Consider the following 14,668-nt stretch of genomic DNA (forward strand, 5'->3'; position numbering starts at 1 on the left):
AACAAGACCCTACTAATAAGAATAATCTGGGACTACTGCACCAGATTCACAACAAAAATACAAGAAAATAACTTCTTGAAAAAACAAAAATAGCTCCCTAAGAACTAGGGAGCCCCGACCTCTAAAAGAGGTGCCCGAACAATATGATACCTAAAAATAGGATAATTGTCAATAGCTAACTTTTATTCCTCGATGTTTTCAGCATCATCATCTGAAAACTCGTCGTCTTCTTCGTTGAGATCCACGTCTTCACCCAAGTCATCTGGGGCGATTTCGTTGATTTCCGCATCGTAAGCTTCCACTTCGTTTTTCTCATCATCTGGATTTTCATCATCGTATGAAAGAGCAGGATCTGCTTCGTATGCATCTTCATCTTCTGGATCATCCGCATTGTAATCAATGGCATCTGAATCACCATCCATGAAGGCATTGACACGTTTTTTCTTAGCTTTTGGTGCTACTTCATCGTCATCGTTTTCTTCAAGAGCGATGATTTCTTCGTCGATTTCGTCCACACCATACCATGAACGAAGCCCCCATTTGTTGTCTCCAAGTGAGATGAAGCTACCGTCAAAGTTCAACTCTGTGTAGAACAAAGGCAAAGCTTCACGGATATCGCTATTTGATGTTCCAAGGTAGTTTTGAATTTCGTTTACAAGATCGCTAAAATGCATCTCATGGTCGCGACCACGAAGTTCCAAGATAGCACGCGCTACCTCAATCATAGATAGCTCACTTTTTTCTTGCCCAGCAAATACTTCTAATTCCAAAGCGTTTCTCCTCATTTATACTACTATCGCCAGAGCAAACAGACTCTGACCTCATTTTATCATTTACTCTTTATTTTACGATAATTTTGCAGAATAGTCAAAGGTTAAGGGGGAGAACTAATACAAATCTTCTAAGCTTCTATATTCTATGACTTCATTTTTTATGATGCTCTTTTGGAATTCAAAATGATTCAAAGGATTATCAATTAACACTAGCTTGGGAATATCATCTAGGTTAGTAACTAAGGATAAAATAAAATCTGATTTAAACTCTTTGGCTTTTTCATATTCTCTGGCAGTCAATCGAATGCGACCCTTAGATTTTCGAATTCCTTTAACTTCGGCAAGATAGGAATGATCTTGCACATCTACTTGAAAGTCATATCCATCACCATAAAGACGGGCATCGGTCAATAGTCCACCTTGAAATTTTTCTTCTTTATCAAAATGAAGGATAAAATAATTCTCTGCTTCCATTCCAGTTTCTTGTAGACGTTTGAATTTAGTTCGAATAATTGGCTTTTCAATAGTTGTAATACCCATTTGCTTCCCTTCACTGGCAAGTAACATTTTAACTATTTCAGCATAACTATGAACATCTTCATTTCCAAACATCATATCAATTAAATCTTTACGAAAACGGTAAACTTCAGCTTTCTGCCACCAACCTTTTCGATTATTGTCAAAATAAGGATCAAATAAATCCATTCTATTTTTTACAACTCCAGTTGTTTCAGCAATTCCCAGAGAAACCACATAGCGATAAAACTCCGACTTGCTAGAACATTGAAATTCTTTTATAAAAAGCTTGTCAAACTTGGCAAGACCGTAGCCAATTAAATTTAACAATTCATAATGCGGGTGCTTAGACATCACTTTCTCCATCAATAGATATTGATTTTATTATACCAAAAAACACGGCTCATCACCGTGTTTCTATATTTATTTCACGAGTTTCTTCATCTCATCAATACGTGCAACTGTCGCGTCGTATTTGGCTTGGTAGTCGGCTTGTTTGTCACGTTCTTTTTGGACGACTTCTGGTTTGGCATTGGCTACGAAGCGTTCGTTAGAGAGCTTCTTGCCGACCATGTCCAGTTCTTTTTGCCATTTAGCCAGTTCCTTGTCGAGGCGAGCGAGTTCTTCTTCGACATTGAGGAGGTCAGCGAGTGGCAAGTTGATTTCTGCTCCTGTGATAACGCTTGACATAGCCAGTTCAGGCGCAGGAATAGTTGATACGATTTCCAAGTGCTCTGGATTTGTGAAGCGTTTGATGTAGTTGACATTGCTGTTAAAGAAGGTTTCCAAGTCGCTATCGCTTGTCTTAACAAGGATGGTGATAGGCTTGCTTGGTGCTACGTTTACTTCCGCACGCGCATTACGAACAGCACGGATCAAGTCTTTAAGGCTTTCCACACCAGTGTGGGCAGCAAGGTCTTCAAAGGCTGGATTGACAGTTGGGTAGGCAGCTGTAACGATAGAGCCTTCTGAAATTTGTCCAAAGATTTCTTCTGTCACGAATGGCATGATTGGGTGGAGGAGACGAAGGATCTTGTCCAAAGTATAAAGGAGAACAGAACGTGTGATGACTTTCTCTTCTTCGTTGTCGCTGTATAGGACTTCCTTGGTCAACTCAACGTACCAGTCCGCAAACTCATCCCAGATGAAGTTGTAAAGGATGTGTCCAGCGACACCAAACTCAAACTTATCAAAGTTGGCAGTTGCTTTTCCAATGGTTTCATTGAGGTTGTGGAGAATCCAGCGGTCTGTGACATTTCCAGCTTCCTTGTTGACTACTTTTTCCACATTGGCAGTTGCTTGCTCAAGGGTCAAGCCTTCATTGTTCATGAGGATATAGCGAGAGATATTCCAAATCTTGTTAATGAAGTTCCATGAAGCATCCATTTTCTCGTAAGAGAAGCGCACGTCTTGACCTGGTGCTGAACCGTTTGAAAGGAACCAACGAAGGGCATCAGCACCATATTTTGCAATAACATCCATTGGGTCAATCCCGTTACCGAGAGATTTAGACATCTTGCGTCCTTGCTCGTCACGAATGAGACCGTGGATAAGGACATTTTGGAATGGCTGACGACCAGTGAATTCCAAGGATTGGAAGATCATACGAGACACCCAGAAGAAGATGATGTCGTAACCTGTAACCAAGGTTGAAGTTGGGAAGTAACGTTTGAAGTCTTCTGAGTCGACATCCGGCCAACCCATGGTTGAGAATGGCCAAAGGGCAGAACTGAACCAAGTATCCAAGACATCTTCGTCCTGAGTCCATCCGTCGCCTTCTGGAGCTTCTTCGCCGACATACATTTCACCTTCAGCATTGTACCAAGCAGGGATTTGATGACCCCACCAGAGCTGACGAGAGATGACCCAGTCATGGACATTTTCCATCCATTGGAGGAAGGTATCGTTGAAACGAGGTGGGTAGAATTCTACCTTGTCCTCTGTATCTTGGTTGGCAATAGCATTCTTAGCCAATTGGTCCATCTTGACGAACCACTGAGTAGACAAGCGTGGTTCAACCACAACACCTGTACGCTCTGAGTGACCAACGCTGTGGACACGTTTTTCGATTTTGACAAGGACACCGATTTCTTCCAGCTTAGCAACGACTGCCTTACGAGCTTCAAAACGGTCCATGCCTGCAAATTCAAAGGCCAAGTCATTCATAGTTCCGTCATCGTTCATGACGTTGACTTGTGGCAAGTTGTGGCGTTGACCAACCAAGAAGTCGTTTGGATCGTGGGCAGGTGTGATTTTCACGACACCAGTACCAAATTCAGGATCTGCGTGCTCGTCTCCAACGATTGGGATGAGTTTATTAGCGATTGGAAGGATGACGTTTTTACCGATCAAGTCCTTGTAGCGTGGATCTTCTGGATTGACCGCAACGGCAACGTCCCCAAACATAGTCTCAGGACGAGTTGTTGCCACTTCAAGGGCGCGTGAGCCATCTTCCAGCATGTAGTTCATGTGGTAGAAGGCACCTTCAACGTCCTTGTGGATAACTTCGATATCAGAAAGGGCTGTGCGAGCTGCTGGGTCCCAGTTGATGATAAACTCACCACGGTAGATCCAGCCTTTCTTGTAAAGGTCCACAAAGACCTTGCGAACCGCTTTTGACAAGCCTTCGTCAAGAGTGAAACGCTCACGAGAGTAGTCTACAGAGAGCCCCATCTTGCCCCATTGTTCCTTGATAGTAGTGGCATATTCGTCTTTCCATTCCCAGACCTTATCGAGGAATTTCTCACGACCTAGGTCATAACGTGTAATGCCCTCTCCACGCAAGCGTTCCTCAACCTTAGCCTGAGTGGCAATCCCCGCGTGGTCCATCCCTGGAAGCCAAAGGGTATCAAAACCTTGCATGCGTTTTTGACGGATAATGATATCCTGCAAAGTCGTATCCCAAGCGTGACCAAGGTGAAGTTTACCTGTAACGTTTGGTGGTGGAATCACGATCGAATAAGGCTTAGCCTTTTGATCGCCTGAAGGCTTGAAAACATCAGCGTCAAGCCATTTTTGGTAACGACCAGCCTCAACCTCGGCTGGATTGTATTTAGGTGAAAGTTCTTTAGACATGTGTTTGTCCTTTCTAGTTAAAAATTACAAATATTTCATTATATTACTCAATGAATGATTTAAATCTTTCTCAGCTTTTCCAGTTTCTACAGGATTCGAAACAGAGTTTTCTTCTATATCTTCGATTCCCCTATTATAATTTACAAATAATAAACGAGAAAGCCAACGTAATATTATAAGTTCTTCACATTTCTTTTGAAGATCATTATTCTTACTAAAATGAATATCTTCCAATTTTTGTTTTGCTTCATTTACAGATAAGTCAATATTTTCAATTATATGGTAAGCATTGTAGCATTCTTTATATTCTAAACTATTAGTAAAGAAAATTGTTTTATTATCAATATTGGCCAGTAGATTGCTTAATAGAGGGATGAGATTTTCTGTTCTATTGCACAATTGAAAAATACTATTACAATAACTATCTATTATATTTTCCAAAATTTCTTTGTAGTCAGAATAAGCTTCACGATAATCTTGCCAATCTCCAGAATCTTTAGAAATCGCATATTTTTCAAAAATTATTGATTCAAAATAATAAAAATCTTTCGAAAATGCAAAAATTTCGCTTAAAGAAGAATTATAAAAAACAAAACCATCCCAAAAAATTTTACTAATCTTTTCTTTTCTAGATTCTCGATAAGTTAGTATTTCATTTGGAACTGAAATGATTATTGAAACAACCGCACCTAATAGTGCCCCTTTTAGTAACTCATCCATCGAAATTATTCCCAATAATGAACATCCAACAATTATTATTATTGAAATAAGAGATATGCCTATCATCAGTCGAATTCTTTTCATTGTTTTACCCCCCACTCACTCCTCAGCAAACCATATATCAGACTGTCACAGCGATTCCCTTGGGCATCTTTGCGGTCTCGGATACGAGCTTCGAGGGTAAATCCAAGTTTTTCTGCGACTCGTTTACTTTGGACATTATAGTCAAAGCAAGTTAGTTCAATCTTGTGAAGGCCCAAATCTTTAAAGCCTAAATCAATCAAGGCACGCGCAGCTTCTGGCACATAACCTCGCCCCCAATAGTCTGGGTGTAAGGTATAGCCGATTTCCAGCACATCATCTTCATGGCGATGGTTGAAATCGACAGAGCCAACGATCTTATCCGTTCCTTTGACGACAATCCCGTAGCCTGCTGGGAGATTTTCCTTTTGATTACGCTCCGGAAGAATGTGCTCCAGATAATAAATCTCATCTTCCAAGGTCTTGACGGGTAGAAAGCCTGCTGGGTAAGAGACTTCCGGACGACTAGCATAGTCAAAGATATCCTCAGCATCCGCCACAGTACGGACTCGTAAAACGAGACGTTCTGTTTCCAAGCGTTCTGGCAGTTCAGTTCTTGCCATCCTTTTTCCTCGCTTTCTTAATGAAGCTCCCCTTAATATCTACACGCTTGTCCAGATAACGATAGACGCGCTGGTGACCGTCCCCCATAAAGTAAATCGGTGAAAAACGGTCATTTTTAAAATGTCCCTTATCATCCAAGAGTTCAGGATTAGCCAGTCGGTCCAGAATCTTAGCAAAGATGTGGCAGATTCCATCTCCCTCGATAATCCGATCTACCTGACAGTCCAATACGACTGGACAAACCTCTAAAATCGGTGCCTGAGTTCGTTCAGAAATCTCGTAGTCTAGTCCCAGGTGTTTCAATTTCTCTCTATGACTGATAAAACCAGCCTGCTCCATCTCGAGCATGAGATTTTCATCAGGGATATTCACGGTGAACTTTTGATAATGCTTAATCTGCTCAGTCGCATTTTCCTCAGCTCCGACACCAATGACTAGCCAATCTCCCAAGCTATAAGAGGAGCTACATGTCGTAATATTGTGTCCAAAATTCTGATCCTGATACCCCAAAATGAAGATAGGAAAACCATAATAGAGTTTACTTGTTTTAAAAGATTGCTTCATAACAACCTCCTTTTACTAAGACACAAAAGAAAATCCCTGCCATCTACATGACAGGGACGAATGTATTTATCCGCGGTACCACCCAATTTCGGGCAGTTGCCCGCAACTCTCGTCTTTAAAACAAAAAGACACTTTTATTTCAATTTTTCATCCATTAGCAACCAGTTTTGACACATTTGTGGACTTCTCAGCACCGCCACTTTCTGTAAAATGCGAGATTCAAAACACCTCTAATGGCTCTATTGTAGCAAGATTTTTTCGGAAATGCAAGGCACAAGAAAGATTACTTGAACTTGATGCCATTTTCTTTCAATTTCTTGATGGTGGCTGGTCCGATTCCTTTCAAGGCAAGGAGTTCTTTTTCAGTCCAGTTTTTGAAATCTGAAGCAGACTTGATTCCTTCATCATAGAAAGTTTTGGCACGATCAAGTGGAAGTCCACCCAAGTTTGCTGCAAAATCTTCTACAGAATTGGCTACTTTTTGTGCTTGCTCTTTGGTAGCTTCTACTGCTTGTTCAACTTTTTTAGAAACAGCCTTACCAGCTTGGCTTGCTGACTGTTCTGCACGTTTTACGACTTTTTTTGTCTCTTCTACAACCTTAGTCACAGTACTTGAAAAAGCACCTGCACGACGGAGGCTATTTCGTAATTGTTTTTTACGATTGAGTTTCTTTGACATGATAAAATCCTTTCAATAAAAAACCCCTGCTCTGACAAGGATTTAATATAAATATTCTATCAAGATTTTAGTAAAAAATCAAGAATCTTTCTCGTTTAATAATTTCGCTCACCAAACAAGCCATCTGGCAAATCATGGAATCCCTTGCCTGCCTTGAAGTTTTCAAACTTACCAAGCAAGAACTGATAAGCATCCAAGCGACTTTCGTATCGAATCATGGCATCTTTGGCACGCTCATCTTGGTCTTCTTCATAGACTTTTTGGCTTTCCTTGTGCGCCATGTCGTTAATCATAATCTGGGTATTGACCCAAGCCTCAAATTCCTTCATAAACTCTTGTTCGTAACTCATTTTTTCTCCTTATTCTAATCCACGGAAATAGTCCGTATCAATCTCACGGTAGGGTTGAATATCCTGAACATACTCCAGCACCCCTTGAAATTCTCCCTCTTCATCGTGCACTGCTGCGTAGGTGATGTGGACAAACTTACCTCGCGACTCAGACTTGAACCACATTTCATACTTGTCCTTAGTACCCTCACGAAGCCCCTTCATAATGGTCTTAACCTTGTCCAAATACTTAGGTGGATGACAGAGTTCAACATTGCGCCCAACTTGTGACGGGGTCCGTTTGAAGATCATCTCATCAGCTGGCGCATTGTCATTGTAATACTGGAAAATATCGTCTTTATTGACAAAAGTAATCTCCATAGGGAGATGATTGAGAATGAGATTGGCCTGCTCGACCGAGAGATAGCCATTGCCAAAAGCCTGTTGACTATGGCGGTCCAAAGCTGATTCCTTTTCTTTAGGGGTAAAGGTAATGGTAAACTGTCCTTCTGGCGTATCGATAACCTGCTGAACTTGTCCCTCTGCCGTATCTAGCTGAATAGGCTCCTCTGCAATCTTTTCCTCAACAAAACTCTGTCTTTCTGGCACCCATTTCTCAGACGGACGGATGATGGCATAACCATAGGTGTCGCTCTCCTCCGCAATCTGAAGCCAGTCATCCTGAGTAAAGGACTCAAGGAGAATCATGAGGAGGATGGATTCTTCCTTGAAAATCATACTTTCAAACTCTGTCGCAAAGGCTTCAAAAGTATCTTTTACAGTGGAAATCGACACTTCAGGTAGTGACTTGGCTGTCGCTAAAGCTGTTTGAAAGAGTTCCCTGATCTGATCATCCACTCCCCACATAACTTTGGGAGGTGAATCGTGTCCATAGCGCTCCATGATGGGGAAAAAGAGCTCTTCCTTGCGCTGGTAGTGGATGTCAAATTGACCTACAAGTCCCATCTGACGCACCAAGCCCTTGCGCATCTCCGCAAGCATCTCTTCATCTTCCATAGACTCATAGGTATCTAACAATCTACGAATGCGAATCAAGGCTGCACGGAGGGCTAGATTTTCTTCTTTGAAAATCCGAACTGGGTGACCTGGGTGCTCGGTATCTGCAACTTCGACATCCTTAACAGCATTTTTAAAAAGATTGGCATGAACATCACAGAGTTCCATGACATCTTCAAAGGTGACACCTGAGTCTGAGTTCATCAGCTCGTGCTCCATAAGGGAAATCTCGATAGCTGAAACACCTGTAAAGGTCGCATCAAAGCGCTCCTGAACCGACTCAGGAGAGGCGCCATTATGCAATTCTAACAAAATATCCCGTAGGACATGAATCCGTTCATCTGCCATTAGTCTAATCCAATCACTTCGTAGCCATTTGCTTCCAGTGTGCGGACAATCTTATCCATAGGAGTTCCTTCGAGCTTAGAACCCTGTTTGAGTGATACTTTACGACCGATAGTATTACGCATCAGGGGATTAGCAAGGGGTTTAAAACCCAACTCCACTAGGATTTCCAAGACTTCTGGATGCTTATCCACCACTTCTGCAACAGGAATTGACACATCGATGATATTGTCCATGACGACCTCCATTATCGTTTATAAATGATATTATTTATTTTATTATACCATAAGGAAAGAGATTAAAAAACTAGCAGTACAAGACTTGCTAGTTCCCCACGACTTGAATTACTATCTAAATAAGTTTAAAGAGCCAATCCAATATCTTAAACACTATCTTGTAAAACAGCAATTGGACTGCAAAAGAGATAATCATCCACAAGAATTTCACAATCCCAATAATCGGTTTGATAAAAAGAATAGCAAGAATCGCCCAGAAAAATTTCATTCTCTCTCCTCTGGCTTGATGAGCCACCGAGCCGTATCCATTAACTTGTCTGCAATAAAAAGTTTCCCCAGACCAACAACGACATGGTCATCTTTCTTTATCGTTTTCATGACTTTTACACCTTGCATGGTCAAAAAGTAATTCCCGTAAGTTTTAGCTAGAGTTTTTATGAGTCCCATATTATCTTCCCTCGTTTAACTGCACTTTGAAAATGTTAACGATACCAGCCTTGCTGGCTATTGCTGAAAAATCGTTTTATCTCACTCTTTCATTTCCTATAATATCATACAAGTTGAATTTTATAAAGCTTTTTAATAATGTTTAACTCTGGAAAGATTCCGCCAGCATGTTTTATTGCTTTTTCCTCCACCAAAAAAGAGGGTTTCCCCTCTTCTTTAGTTCTTATCCAGATTGCGTAGCATTTCGTCAATCTTGTTTCCATATTCGATGGACTCGTCTTTGACGAAGGTCAAATCTGGGATTTTGTACAATTTCAAATTGCGACCAAGTTCACGTTTGATGGTACCAGTTGCTTTTTCAAGCCCGATTTGAGCTTTTTGATTATCCGAAGCAAGGTTACTCAAAATGGTGTAGTAAACCTTAGCAACAGACAAGTCACCTAGCATCTGAACATCTGTGATGGTCACGCCTTGGACACGCGGATCACGGACTTTCTTTTGCAAAATCTCGTTGACTTCACGTTTGATTTCCATGCCCACACGATCCGTACGGAAATGATTTGCCATGATATTCCTTTCTCTACTTTGAACCAAAAGCTAGGCCAGCAGACCTAGCTATTTTTATTAGATAGAGGAACTAGAGCCATTTGAATCTAGGAAACAAGCCTTAGATAGAACTGAAGGTTCATCAAGGCGCTGTTGACGACGAGTCAAATTGGCTATCGTTTCTCTATTATCGTTTGATTTCTTCCATGACGTATGCCTCAATCACATCATCAGTCTTGATATCATTGTAGCCATCAATCATCAATCCACCTTCACGACCGTTTGTAACTTCTTTGACGTCGTCTTTGTAGTGTTTCAAGCTTGCGAGTTCACCATCATAGATAACGACACCGTCACGGATAACACGGACTTTAGAGTCACGGGTAACCTTACCGTTGATAACCATGAATCCACCGATAGTTCCGACTTTAGATACCTTGAAGGTTTCACGAATAACTGCTTCACCAATAATTTTTTCTTCGAATTCTGGATCAAGCATCCCTTTCATAGCTTCTTCCATCTCTTCGATAACCTTGTAGATAATGCTGTGGAGACGGATTTCCACATCGTCAGCTTCAGCTTGTTGACGAGCTTGTGGTGTAGGGCGTACGTTGAAACCAACGATAAAGGCATTTGAAGCTTCGGCAAGAGTCACGTCAGATTCGTTGATGGCACCGACCGCTGAGTGAACAATGGTAACTTTAACACCTTCTACATCGATTTTCTGAAGTGATGCAGAAAGGGCTTCAACAGAACCTTGTACGTCAGCCTTAATGATAACGTTAACTGATTTGAGTTCACCAGCTTTAAGTGTATCAAAGAGGTTTTCAAGGCTGACACGTTGGGTAGCTTGACGTTGCTTCATAAGAGCACGTTTGGCACGTTCTTCACCAGCTGCACGCGCAGATTTTTCATCTTCGTAAACAGCAAAGTGGTCACCCGCCATCGGCGCTTCATTCAAACCTGTGATTGATACTGGTGTTGATGGTCCAGCAACCTTAACACGACGACCAAGGTCGTTGGTCATAGCACGGACACGACCGAAGGTATTTCCGACAACGATTGGGTCTTGAACATTCAAGGTACCTTGTTGAACAAGAAGGGTTGCGACCGCACCTTTTCCTTTATCCAAGCGCGCTTCGATAACTGTACCGATAGCACGAACTGTTGGGTCTGCCTTGAGTTCTTGGATTTCAGCCACAAGAAGGACTGTTTCCAACAATTCTTCGATATTTTGGTTGAATTTAGCTGAGATTTCAACAAATTCAGAATCTCCACCCCAAGCAGTTGACATAACTCCATGCTCTGCCAATTCACCGATAACGCGTTCTGGGTTGGCACCTGGTTTATCAATCTTGTTGATGGCTACGATGATTGGAACGTTGGCCGCTTTTGAGTGGTTGATGGCTTCAATTGTCTGAGGCATAACTCCGTCATCTGCCGCTACGACCAAGATAGTAATATCGGTAACAGATGCACCACGCGCACGCATAGATGTAAAGGCCGCGTGTCCTGGTGTATCAAGGAAGGTAATCTTCTTACCATTTTCCACGATTTGGTAGGCACCGATATGCTGAGTGATACCACCTGCTTCACCTGTAGCAACACGAGAGTTACGAAGGGTATCTAGGAGGGTTGTTTTACCGTGGTCAACGTGTCCCATGATGGTTACAACTGGTGGACGCTCAACCAATTCATCTTCATTGAGATAACCATCTTCGACAAAGAAACGTTCGATGTCGGCATTGTCCACTTCAACCTTTTGTTTGGCTTCGATACCATAATCCACCATAAGGAGTTCGATTGTTTCTCCATCCAAAGATTGGTTTTGTGTGGCCATGACACCCATCATGAAAAGTTTCTTAACGATTTCAGCTGGTTCACGTTTGATACGTTTTGCGATTTCCGCAACGGTCATACCATCTGTATATTCAAATTCTGTTGGCAATTCATGGAATTTACGCTCTGTAACAGGTTTTGGAGTCTGATTACGGTTGTTCTTGTTATTGCCTTTTTTGTTCTTTTTGTTGTTATTCCAGTTACTATTCTTTTGATTTCTCACTTGATTTTGACTACTTCGATTCTTTTGTTGTTTTCTAGGACCATCTTCTTCGCGATCGTAATCATCGCGTTCTTTGTCTGGTCGGGCTTGCTTCTTACGACGTGTATCCACTGCAGCTTCTTTTTTCACAGGAGCTGTTTCAACCACTGCTTGAACTTGTTGCGCTTGTTCAGCTAACTTAGCAGCTTCTTCAAAGATTTCCTCTGGCTCCTTGCGTTTGTTAGCTTGGGCCAAGGCTTCTTTGGCAGCCTGAGTCTGCTTGAAACGTTCCTCACTTGAACGGGCATATTCTGCATTTTGCTCTGCTTTTAGGGCAGCTGCACGGGCTTTAAAGTCAATACGTGGAGCCGCTTGATTTGGACGTTTGTCCTCTTGTTGACGGCGCTCATTTCCACGATTTTGCTGACCTTGCTGTTTCTTAGCTTGGTCATTAAAGCGACGATTGTCGCGGTTGCCTTGACCAGGTTTACCACCATTACGGCCGTCATTTTTCTGACGGTTTCCGTTTTGTTGTTGGTCACGGTTATTGCCCTTATTTTGCTTGCGTCGTTCTGCCTGCTCTTTGGCACGGGCTTCACGCTCAGCCTTGAAATTACGGCTTTGCGGCTTAGCTGCTACTTTTTCTGTCTTCGGAGCAACTTGCTCAGCAGGTTTTGCCTCTTCCTTAACTACAGCTGGTTTAGCTGGTTCAGATTTTTCGGCTTTCTTTTCTGCACTTGCTTTTTGTTCTGCAGGTTTTGCTTCTACTTTCGGAGCAGCTGCAGGTTTAAAGCTGGCAGCGATTTTTGCAGCGACAGCTTCTTCCACACTTGATGAGTGGCTTTTCACATCCAAGCCCAACTCTTTTGCACGCGCTACAACTTCTTTACTTTCTTTTCCAAGTTCTTTTGCGATTTCGTACAATCTTTTCTTAGACAAATCATGTCCTCCTCTTCTATTCCATAAGAGACCTCATTTTCTTTGTAAATCCAGCATCTGTTACAGCCAAAACCTTTCTCGATTTTCCGACTGCTATGCTTAATTCCAGTGTTGAAAACACGGTTACAATTTCTACTTGATAATAATGACTTTTATCTTGAATCTTCTTGGTCAGATTGGGTCCAGCATCATGGGCTAGAAAGACCAACTTGGCCTTGCCGTCTTGAATGGCCTTGACCACCAATTCTTCACCCGATATAATCCGCCCTGCTCGTTGAGCAAGTCCCAAGAGATTGCTTATCTTTTGCTTATTCAAGTCCCAACTCTCTTCTTTTCACTTTGTGATCCACATAAGCGATCAACTCGTCATAAAAGCTTTCATCCACTTCCATGTCAAAGCTACGGTTAAAGACCTTCTTCTTTTTAGCCTCTATGGCTTCTTTATTGTCTAGCTTGATATAAGCGCCGCGGCCATTGGCCTTGCCTGTCGGATCGATAAAGACTTGTCCTTCCTTGTTCTTGACAATGCGGAGCAAATCACGCTTATCAATCACTTCATTAGAGACAACAGACTTGCGCAAAGGGATTTTTCTTGTTTTCATCTTTCCCTCCTCTAGCAGCTTTTATTCTTCTACAGTATCGTTTTCTGCTTCCAAATCTACTGAAGCAGTCTCTTCCATGGCTTCAAATTCACTAGCAGACTTGATATCGATACGGTAACCAGTCAAGTGAGCTGCCAAGCGAACGTTTTGCCCACGACGACCGATTGCAAGAGAAAGCTTGTTATCAGGAACAACCACCAAGGCACGTTTGCTGTCGTTTTCATCAAAGATAACTTGGTCAACTTCAGCAGGAGCAATGGCATTGTAGATAAATTCAGCTGGATCTGCTACCCACTCGATAACATCGATATTTTCTTCGATTGGTACCATACGGTCGCTCTTGGCATCGTAACGAGCTGGGTGGAATTTGCTGGTAATCTTCTTAATATTCGCTCCACCACGTCCAACGATTGTTCCGATAGCATCCACGTTTGGATTATGACTACGAACTGCAACCTTCGTACGGTCACCTGCTTCACGGGCCACGCTCATGATTTCAACAGTTCCATCATAAACTTCTGGAATTTCTTGCTCCATCAAGCGTTTGATCATTTCTGGATGGCTACGGCTAACAAAGACGTTGACACCACGAGGGTTGTCTTCAACCTTGTAAACATATACTTCGATACGATCATGAGAAGCAAAAACTTCACCAGGAATTTGGTCTTGTTTTGACAATTGGGCTTCGATGCTACCAAGGTTGACATAGATAAAGCGGTTGTCAAAACGTTCTACTGTACCAGACATGATTTCTTGCTCATGTTCTTTGTAAGTATTGTAAGTGATGGCACGTGTTTGCTTGCGCATTTTTTCCATGATGGTTTGTTTGGCAGATTGAGCTGCTACACGACCAAACTCAGCAGGTGCTTCTTCAAACTTGATTTTGTCACCAAGTTCATAGGCTGAATTGATGGCAAGAGCATCTTTCAAGCTGATTTCCAAACGGCTATCAAATACTTCATCAACCACTTCACGGACAGTATAAACTGTAAAATCACCTGTTTTTTCGTTGAAGTCAATAGCTACGCTATCAGATTGACCATAGCGTCTGCGATAAGCGGAACGAAGCGACTCTACTACTGCGTCGATGATGTCTTCTTTTTTGATTCCCTTGTCTTCTTCCAAAATGCGGAAGGCCTCTAGCATTTCTTTACTCATGTTTTCTTCACTTTTGAATCCTCAAAAGTTATCCTT

The 14,668-nt window shown here is 42.1% G+C and carries 17 protein-coding genes; all 17 read right to left on the reverse strand.

Annotation, left to right across the window (positions count from 1 at the left end; all coding sequences use genetic code 11):
- Nucleotides 1–182 precede the first annotated feature (182 nt).
- The 17 genes from rpoE to nusA all read right to left on the reverse strand — a co-directional run bounded on the left by rpoE (nucleotide 183) and on the right by nusA (nucleotide 14,632).
- Nucleotides 183–770 carry a DNA-directed RNA polymerase subunit delta gene (rpoE, locus tag M1F55_RS05415; RefSeq protein WP_000418405.1) on the reverse strand — a complete coding sequence of 196 codons (588 nt, stop codon included), beginning with the start codon at nucleotides 768–770 and terminating at the stop codon, nucleotides 183–185.
- A gap of 117 nt (nucleotides 771–887) precedes the next feature.
- Nucleotides 888–1,643: a protein NO VEIN domain-containing protein gene (locus M1F55_RS05420; RefSeq protein ID WP_020903137.1), complete on the reverse strand. Its 756-nt coding sequence runs from the start codon at nucleotides 1,641–1,643 to the stop codon at nucleotides 888–890.
- Nucleotides 1,644–1,712: 69 nt separating this feature from the next.
- Entirely contained in the window at nucleotides 1,713–4,364 is a 2,652-nt protein-coding gene (locus M1F55_RS05425) for a valine--tRNA ligase (RefSeq protein ID WP_247947445.1), read from the reverse strand.
- Between the two features lie 24 nt (nucleotides 4,365–4,388).
- The gene (locus M1F55_RS05430; RefSeq protein ID WP_247947446.1) at nucleotides 4,389–5,168 is read right to left on the reverse strand and encodes a hypothetical protein; all 780 of its coding nucleotides are present in this window, start codon (nucleotides 5,166–5,168) and stop codon (nucleotides 4,389–4,391) included.
- A complete protein-coding gene (locus M1F55_RS05435; protein ID WP_247947447.1) occupies nucleotides 5,165–5,728 on the reverse strand; it encodes a GNAT family N-acetyltransferase in 564 nt (187 codons plus the stop codon). Before M1F55_RS05435 ends, M1F55_RS05430 begins: the two co-directional genes overlap by 4 nt.
- Nucleotides 5,715–6,293 (reverse strand): flavin reductase family protein, encoded by a 579-nt coding sequence (locus tag M1F55_RS05440; protein ID WP_247947448.1) that lies wholly within the window; start codon nucleotides 6,291–6,293, stop codon nucleotides 5,715–5,717. The genes M1F55_RS05435 and M1F55_RS05440 overlap by 14 nt, the downstream gene beginning before the upstream one ends.
- 283 nt (nucleotides 6,294–6,576) lie before the next feature.
- Nucleotides 6,577–6,972 (reverse strand): helix-hairpin-helix domain-containing protein, encoded by a 396-nt coding sequence (locus tag M1F55_RS05445; protein WP_000038635.1) that lies wholly within the window; start codon nucleotides 6,970–6,972, stop codon nucleotides 6,577–6,579.
- 95 nt (nucleotides 6,973–7,067) lie between these two features.
- The gene (locus tag M1F55_RS05450) at nucleotides 7,068–7,322 is read right to left on the reverse strand and encodes a DUF1912 family protein (protein ID WP_000119706.1); all 255 of its coding nucleotides are present in this window, start codon (nucleotides 7,320–7,322) and stop codon (nucleotides 7,068–7,070) included.
- A gap of 9 nt (nucleotides 7,323–7,331) precedes the next feature.
- Complete coding sequence (locus M1F55_RS05455) at nucleotides 7,332–8,666, reverse strand: DUF438 domain-containing protein (protein WP_247947449.1); 1,335 nt, start codon at nucleotides 8,664–8,666, stop codon at nucleotides 7,332–7,334.
- A complete protein-coding gene (locus M1F55_RS05460; protein ID WP_000368734.1) occupies nucleotides 8,666–8,899 on the reverse strand; it encodes a DUF1858 domain-containing protein in 234 nt (77 codons plus the stop codon). Before M1F55_RS05460 ends, M1F55_RS05455 begins: the two co-directional genes overlap by 1 nt.
- 115 nt (nucleotides 8,900–9,014) lie before the next feature.
- The gene (locus M1F55_RS05465) at nucleotides 9,015–9,167 is read right to left on the reverse strand and encodes a hypothetical protein (protein ID WP_004257578.1); all 153 of its coding nucleotides are present in this window, start codon (nucleotides 9,165–9,167) and stop codon (nucleotides 9,015–9,017) included.
- Entirely contained in the window at nucleotides 9,164–9,346 is a 183-nt protein-coding gene (locus tag M1F55_RS05470; protein WP_004257575.1) for a hypothetical protein, read from the reverse strand. The genes M1F55_RS05465 and M1F55_RS05470 overlap by 4 nt, the downstream gene beginning before the upstream one ends.
- A 216-nt stretch (nucleotides 9,347–9,562) precedes the next feature.
- The gene (rbfA, locus tag M1F55_RS05475; RefSeq protein ID WP_001273601.1) at nucleotides 9,563–9,913 is read right to left on the reverse strand and encodes a 30S ribosome-binding factor RbfA; all 351 of its coding nucleotides are present in this window, start codon (nucleotides 9,911–9,913) and stop codon (nucleotides 9,563–9,565) included.
- Nucleotides 9,914–10,079: 166 nt separating this feature from the next.
- Nucleotides 10,080–12,872 (reverse strand): translation initiation factor IF-2, encoded by a 2,793-nt coding sequence (infB, locus tag M1F55_RS05480; RefSeq protein WP_247947450.1) that lies wholly within the window; start codon nucleotides 12,870–12,872, stop codon nucleotides 10,080–10,082.
- Between the two features lie 16 nt (nucleotides 12,873–12,888).
- A complete protein-coding gene (locus M1F55_RS05485) occupies nucleotides 12,889–13,188 on the reverse strand; it encodes a YlxQ-related RNA-binding protein (RefSeq protein WP_001041390.1) in 300 nt (99 codons plus the stop codon).
- On the reverse strand, nucleotides 13,181–13,474 hold the full coding sequence (rnpM, locus tag M1F55_RS05490; protein WP_049543809.1) for an RNase P modulator RnpM: 294 nt from the start codon (nucleotides 13,472–13,474) through the stop codon (nucleotides 13,181–13,183). Before rnpM ends, M1F55_RS05485 begins: the two co-directional genes overlap by 8 nt.
- Nucleotides 13,475–13,495: 21 nt before the next feature.
- The gene (gene nusA, locus M1F55_RS05495; RefSeq protein WP_049538831.1) at nucleotides 13,496–14,632 is read right to left on the reverse strand and encodes a transcription termination factor NusA; all 1,137 of its coding nucleotides are present in this window, start codon (nucleotides 14,630–14,632) and stop codon (nucleotides 13,496–13,498) included.
- Nucleotides 14,633–14,668 lie beyond the last annotated feature (36 nt).

It is taken from the genome of Streptococcus mitis (assembly GCF_023109235.1).
Classification (GTDB): Bacteria; Bacillota; Bacilli; order Lactobacillales; family Streptococcaceae; genus Streptococcus; species Streptococcus mitis_DA.

Excerpts from the sequence above, each read along its gene's own strand:
- M1F55_RS05450 (WP_000119706.1), bottom strand. The coding sequence starts at position 7,322 with ATGAGTTACGAACAAGAGTTTATGAAGGAATTTGAGGCTTGGGTCAAT.
- M1F55_RS05440 (WP_247947448.1), bottom strand. The coding sequence starts at position 6,293 with ATGAAGCAATCTTTTAAAACAAGTAAACTCTATTATGGTTTTCCTATC.
- rbfA (WP_001273601.1), bottom strand. The coding sequence starts at position 9,913 with ATGGCAAATCATTTCCGTACGGATCGTGTGGGCATGGAAATCAAACGT.
- rnpM (WP_049543809.1), bottom strand. The coding sequence starts at position 13,474 with ATGAAAACAAGAAAAATCCCTTTGCGCAAGTCTGTTGTCTCTAATGAA.
- M1F55_RS05465 (WP_004257578.1), bottom strand. The coding sequence starts at position 9,167 with ATGAAATTTTTCTGGGCGATTCTTGCTATTCTTTTTATCAAACCGATT.
- M1F55_RS05425 (WP_247947445.1), bottom strand. The coding sequence starts at position 4,364 with ATGTCTAAAGAACTTTCACCTAAATACAATCCAGCCGAGGTTGAGGCT.
- M1F55_RS05455 (WP_247947449.1), bottom strand. The coding sequence starts at position 8,666 with ATGGCAGATGAACGGATTCATGTCCTACGGGATATTTTGTTAGAATTG.
- M1F55_RS05435 (WP_247947447.1), bottom strand. The coding sequence starts at position 5,728 with ATGGCAAGAACTGAACTGCCAGAACGCTTGGAAACAGAACGTCTCGTT.
- nusA (WP_049538831.1), bottom strand. The coding sequence starts at position 14,632 with ATGAGTAAAGAAATGCTAGAGGCCTTCCGCATTTTGGAAGAAGACAAG.
- M1F55_RS05445 (WP_000038635.1), bottom strand. The coding sequence starts at position 6,972 with ATGTCAAAGAAACTCAATCGTAAAAAACAATTACGAAATAGCCTCCGT.
- M1F55_RS05470 (WP_004257575.1), bottom strand. The coding sequence starts at position 9,346 with ATGGGACTCATAAAAACTCTAGCTAAAACTTACGGGAATTACTTTTTG.
- M1F55_RS05420 (WP_020903137.1), bottom strand. The coding sequence starts at position 1,643 with ATGTCTAAGCACCCGCATTATGAATTGTTAAATTTAATTGGCTACGGT.
- M1F55_RS05430 (WP_247947446.1), bottom strand. The coding sequence starts at position 5,168 with ATGAAAAGAATTCGACTGATGATAGGCATATCTCTTATTTCAATAATA.
- M1F55_RS05460 (WP_000368734.1), bottom strand. The coding sequence starts at position 8,899 with ATGGACAATATCATCGATGTGTCAATTCCTGTTGCAGAAGTGGTGGAT.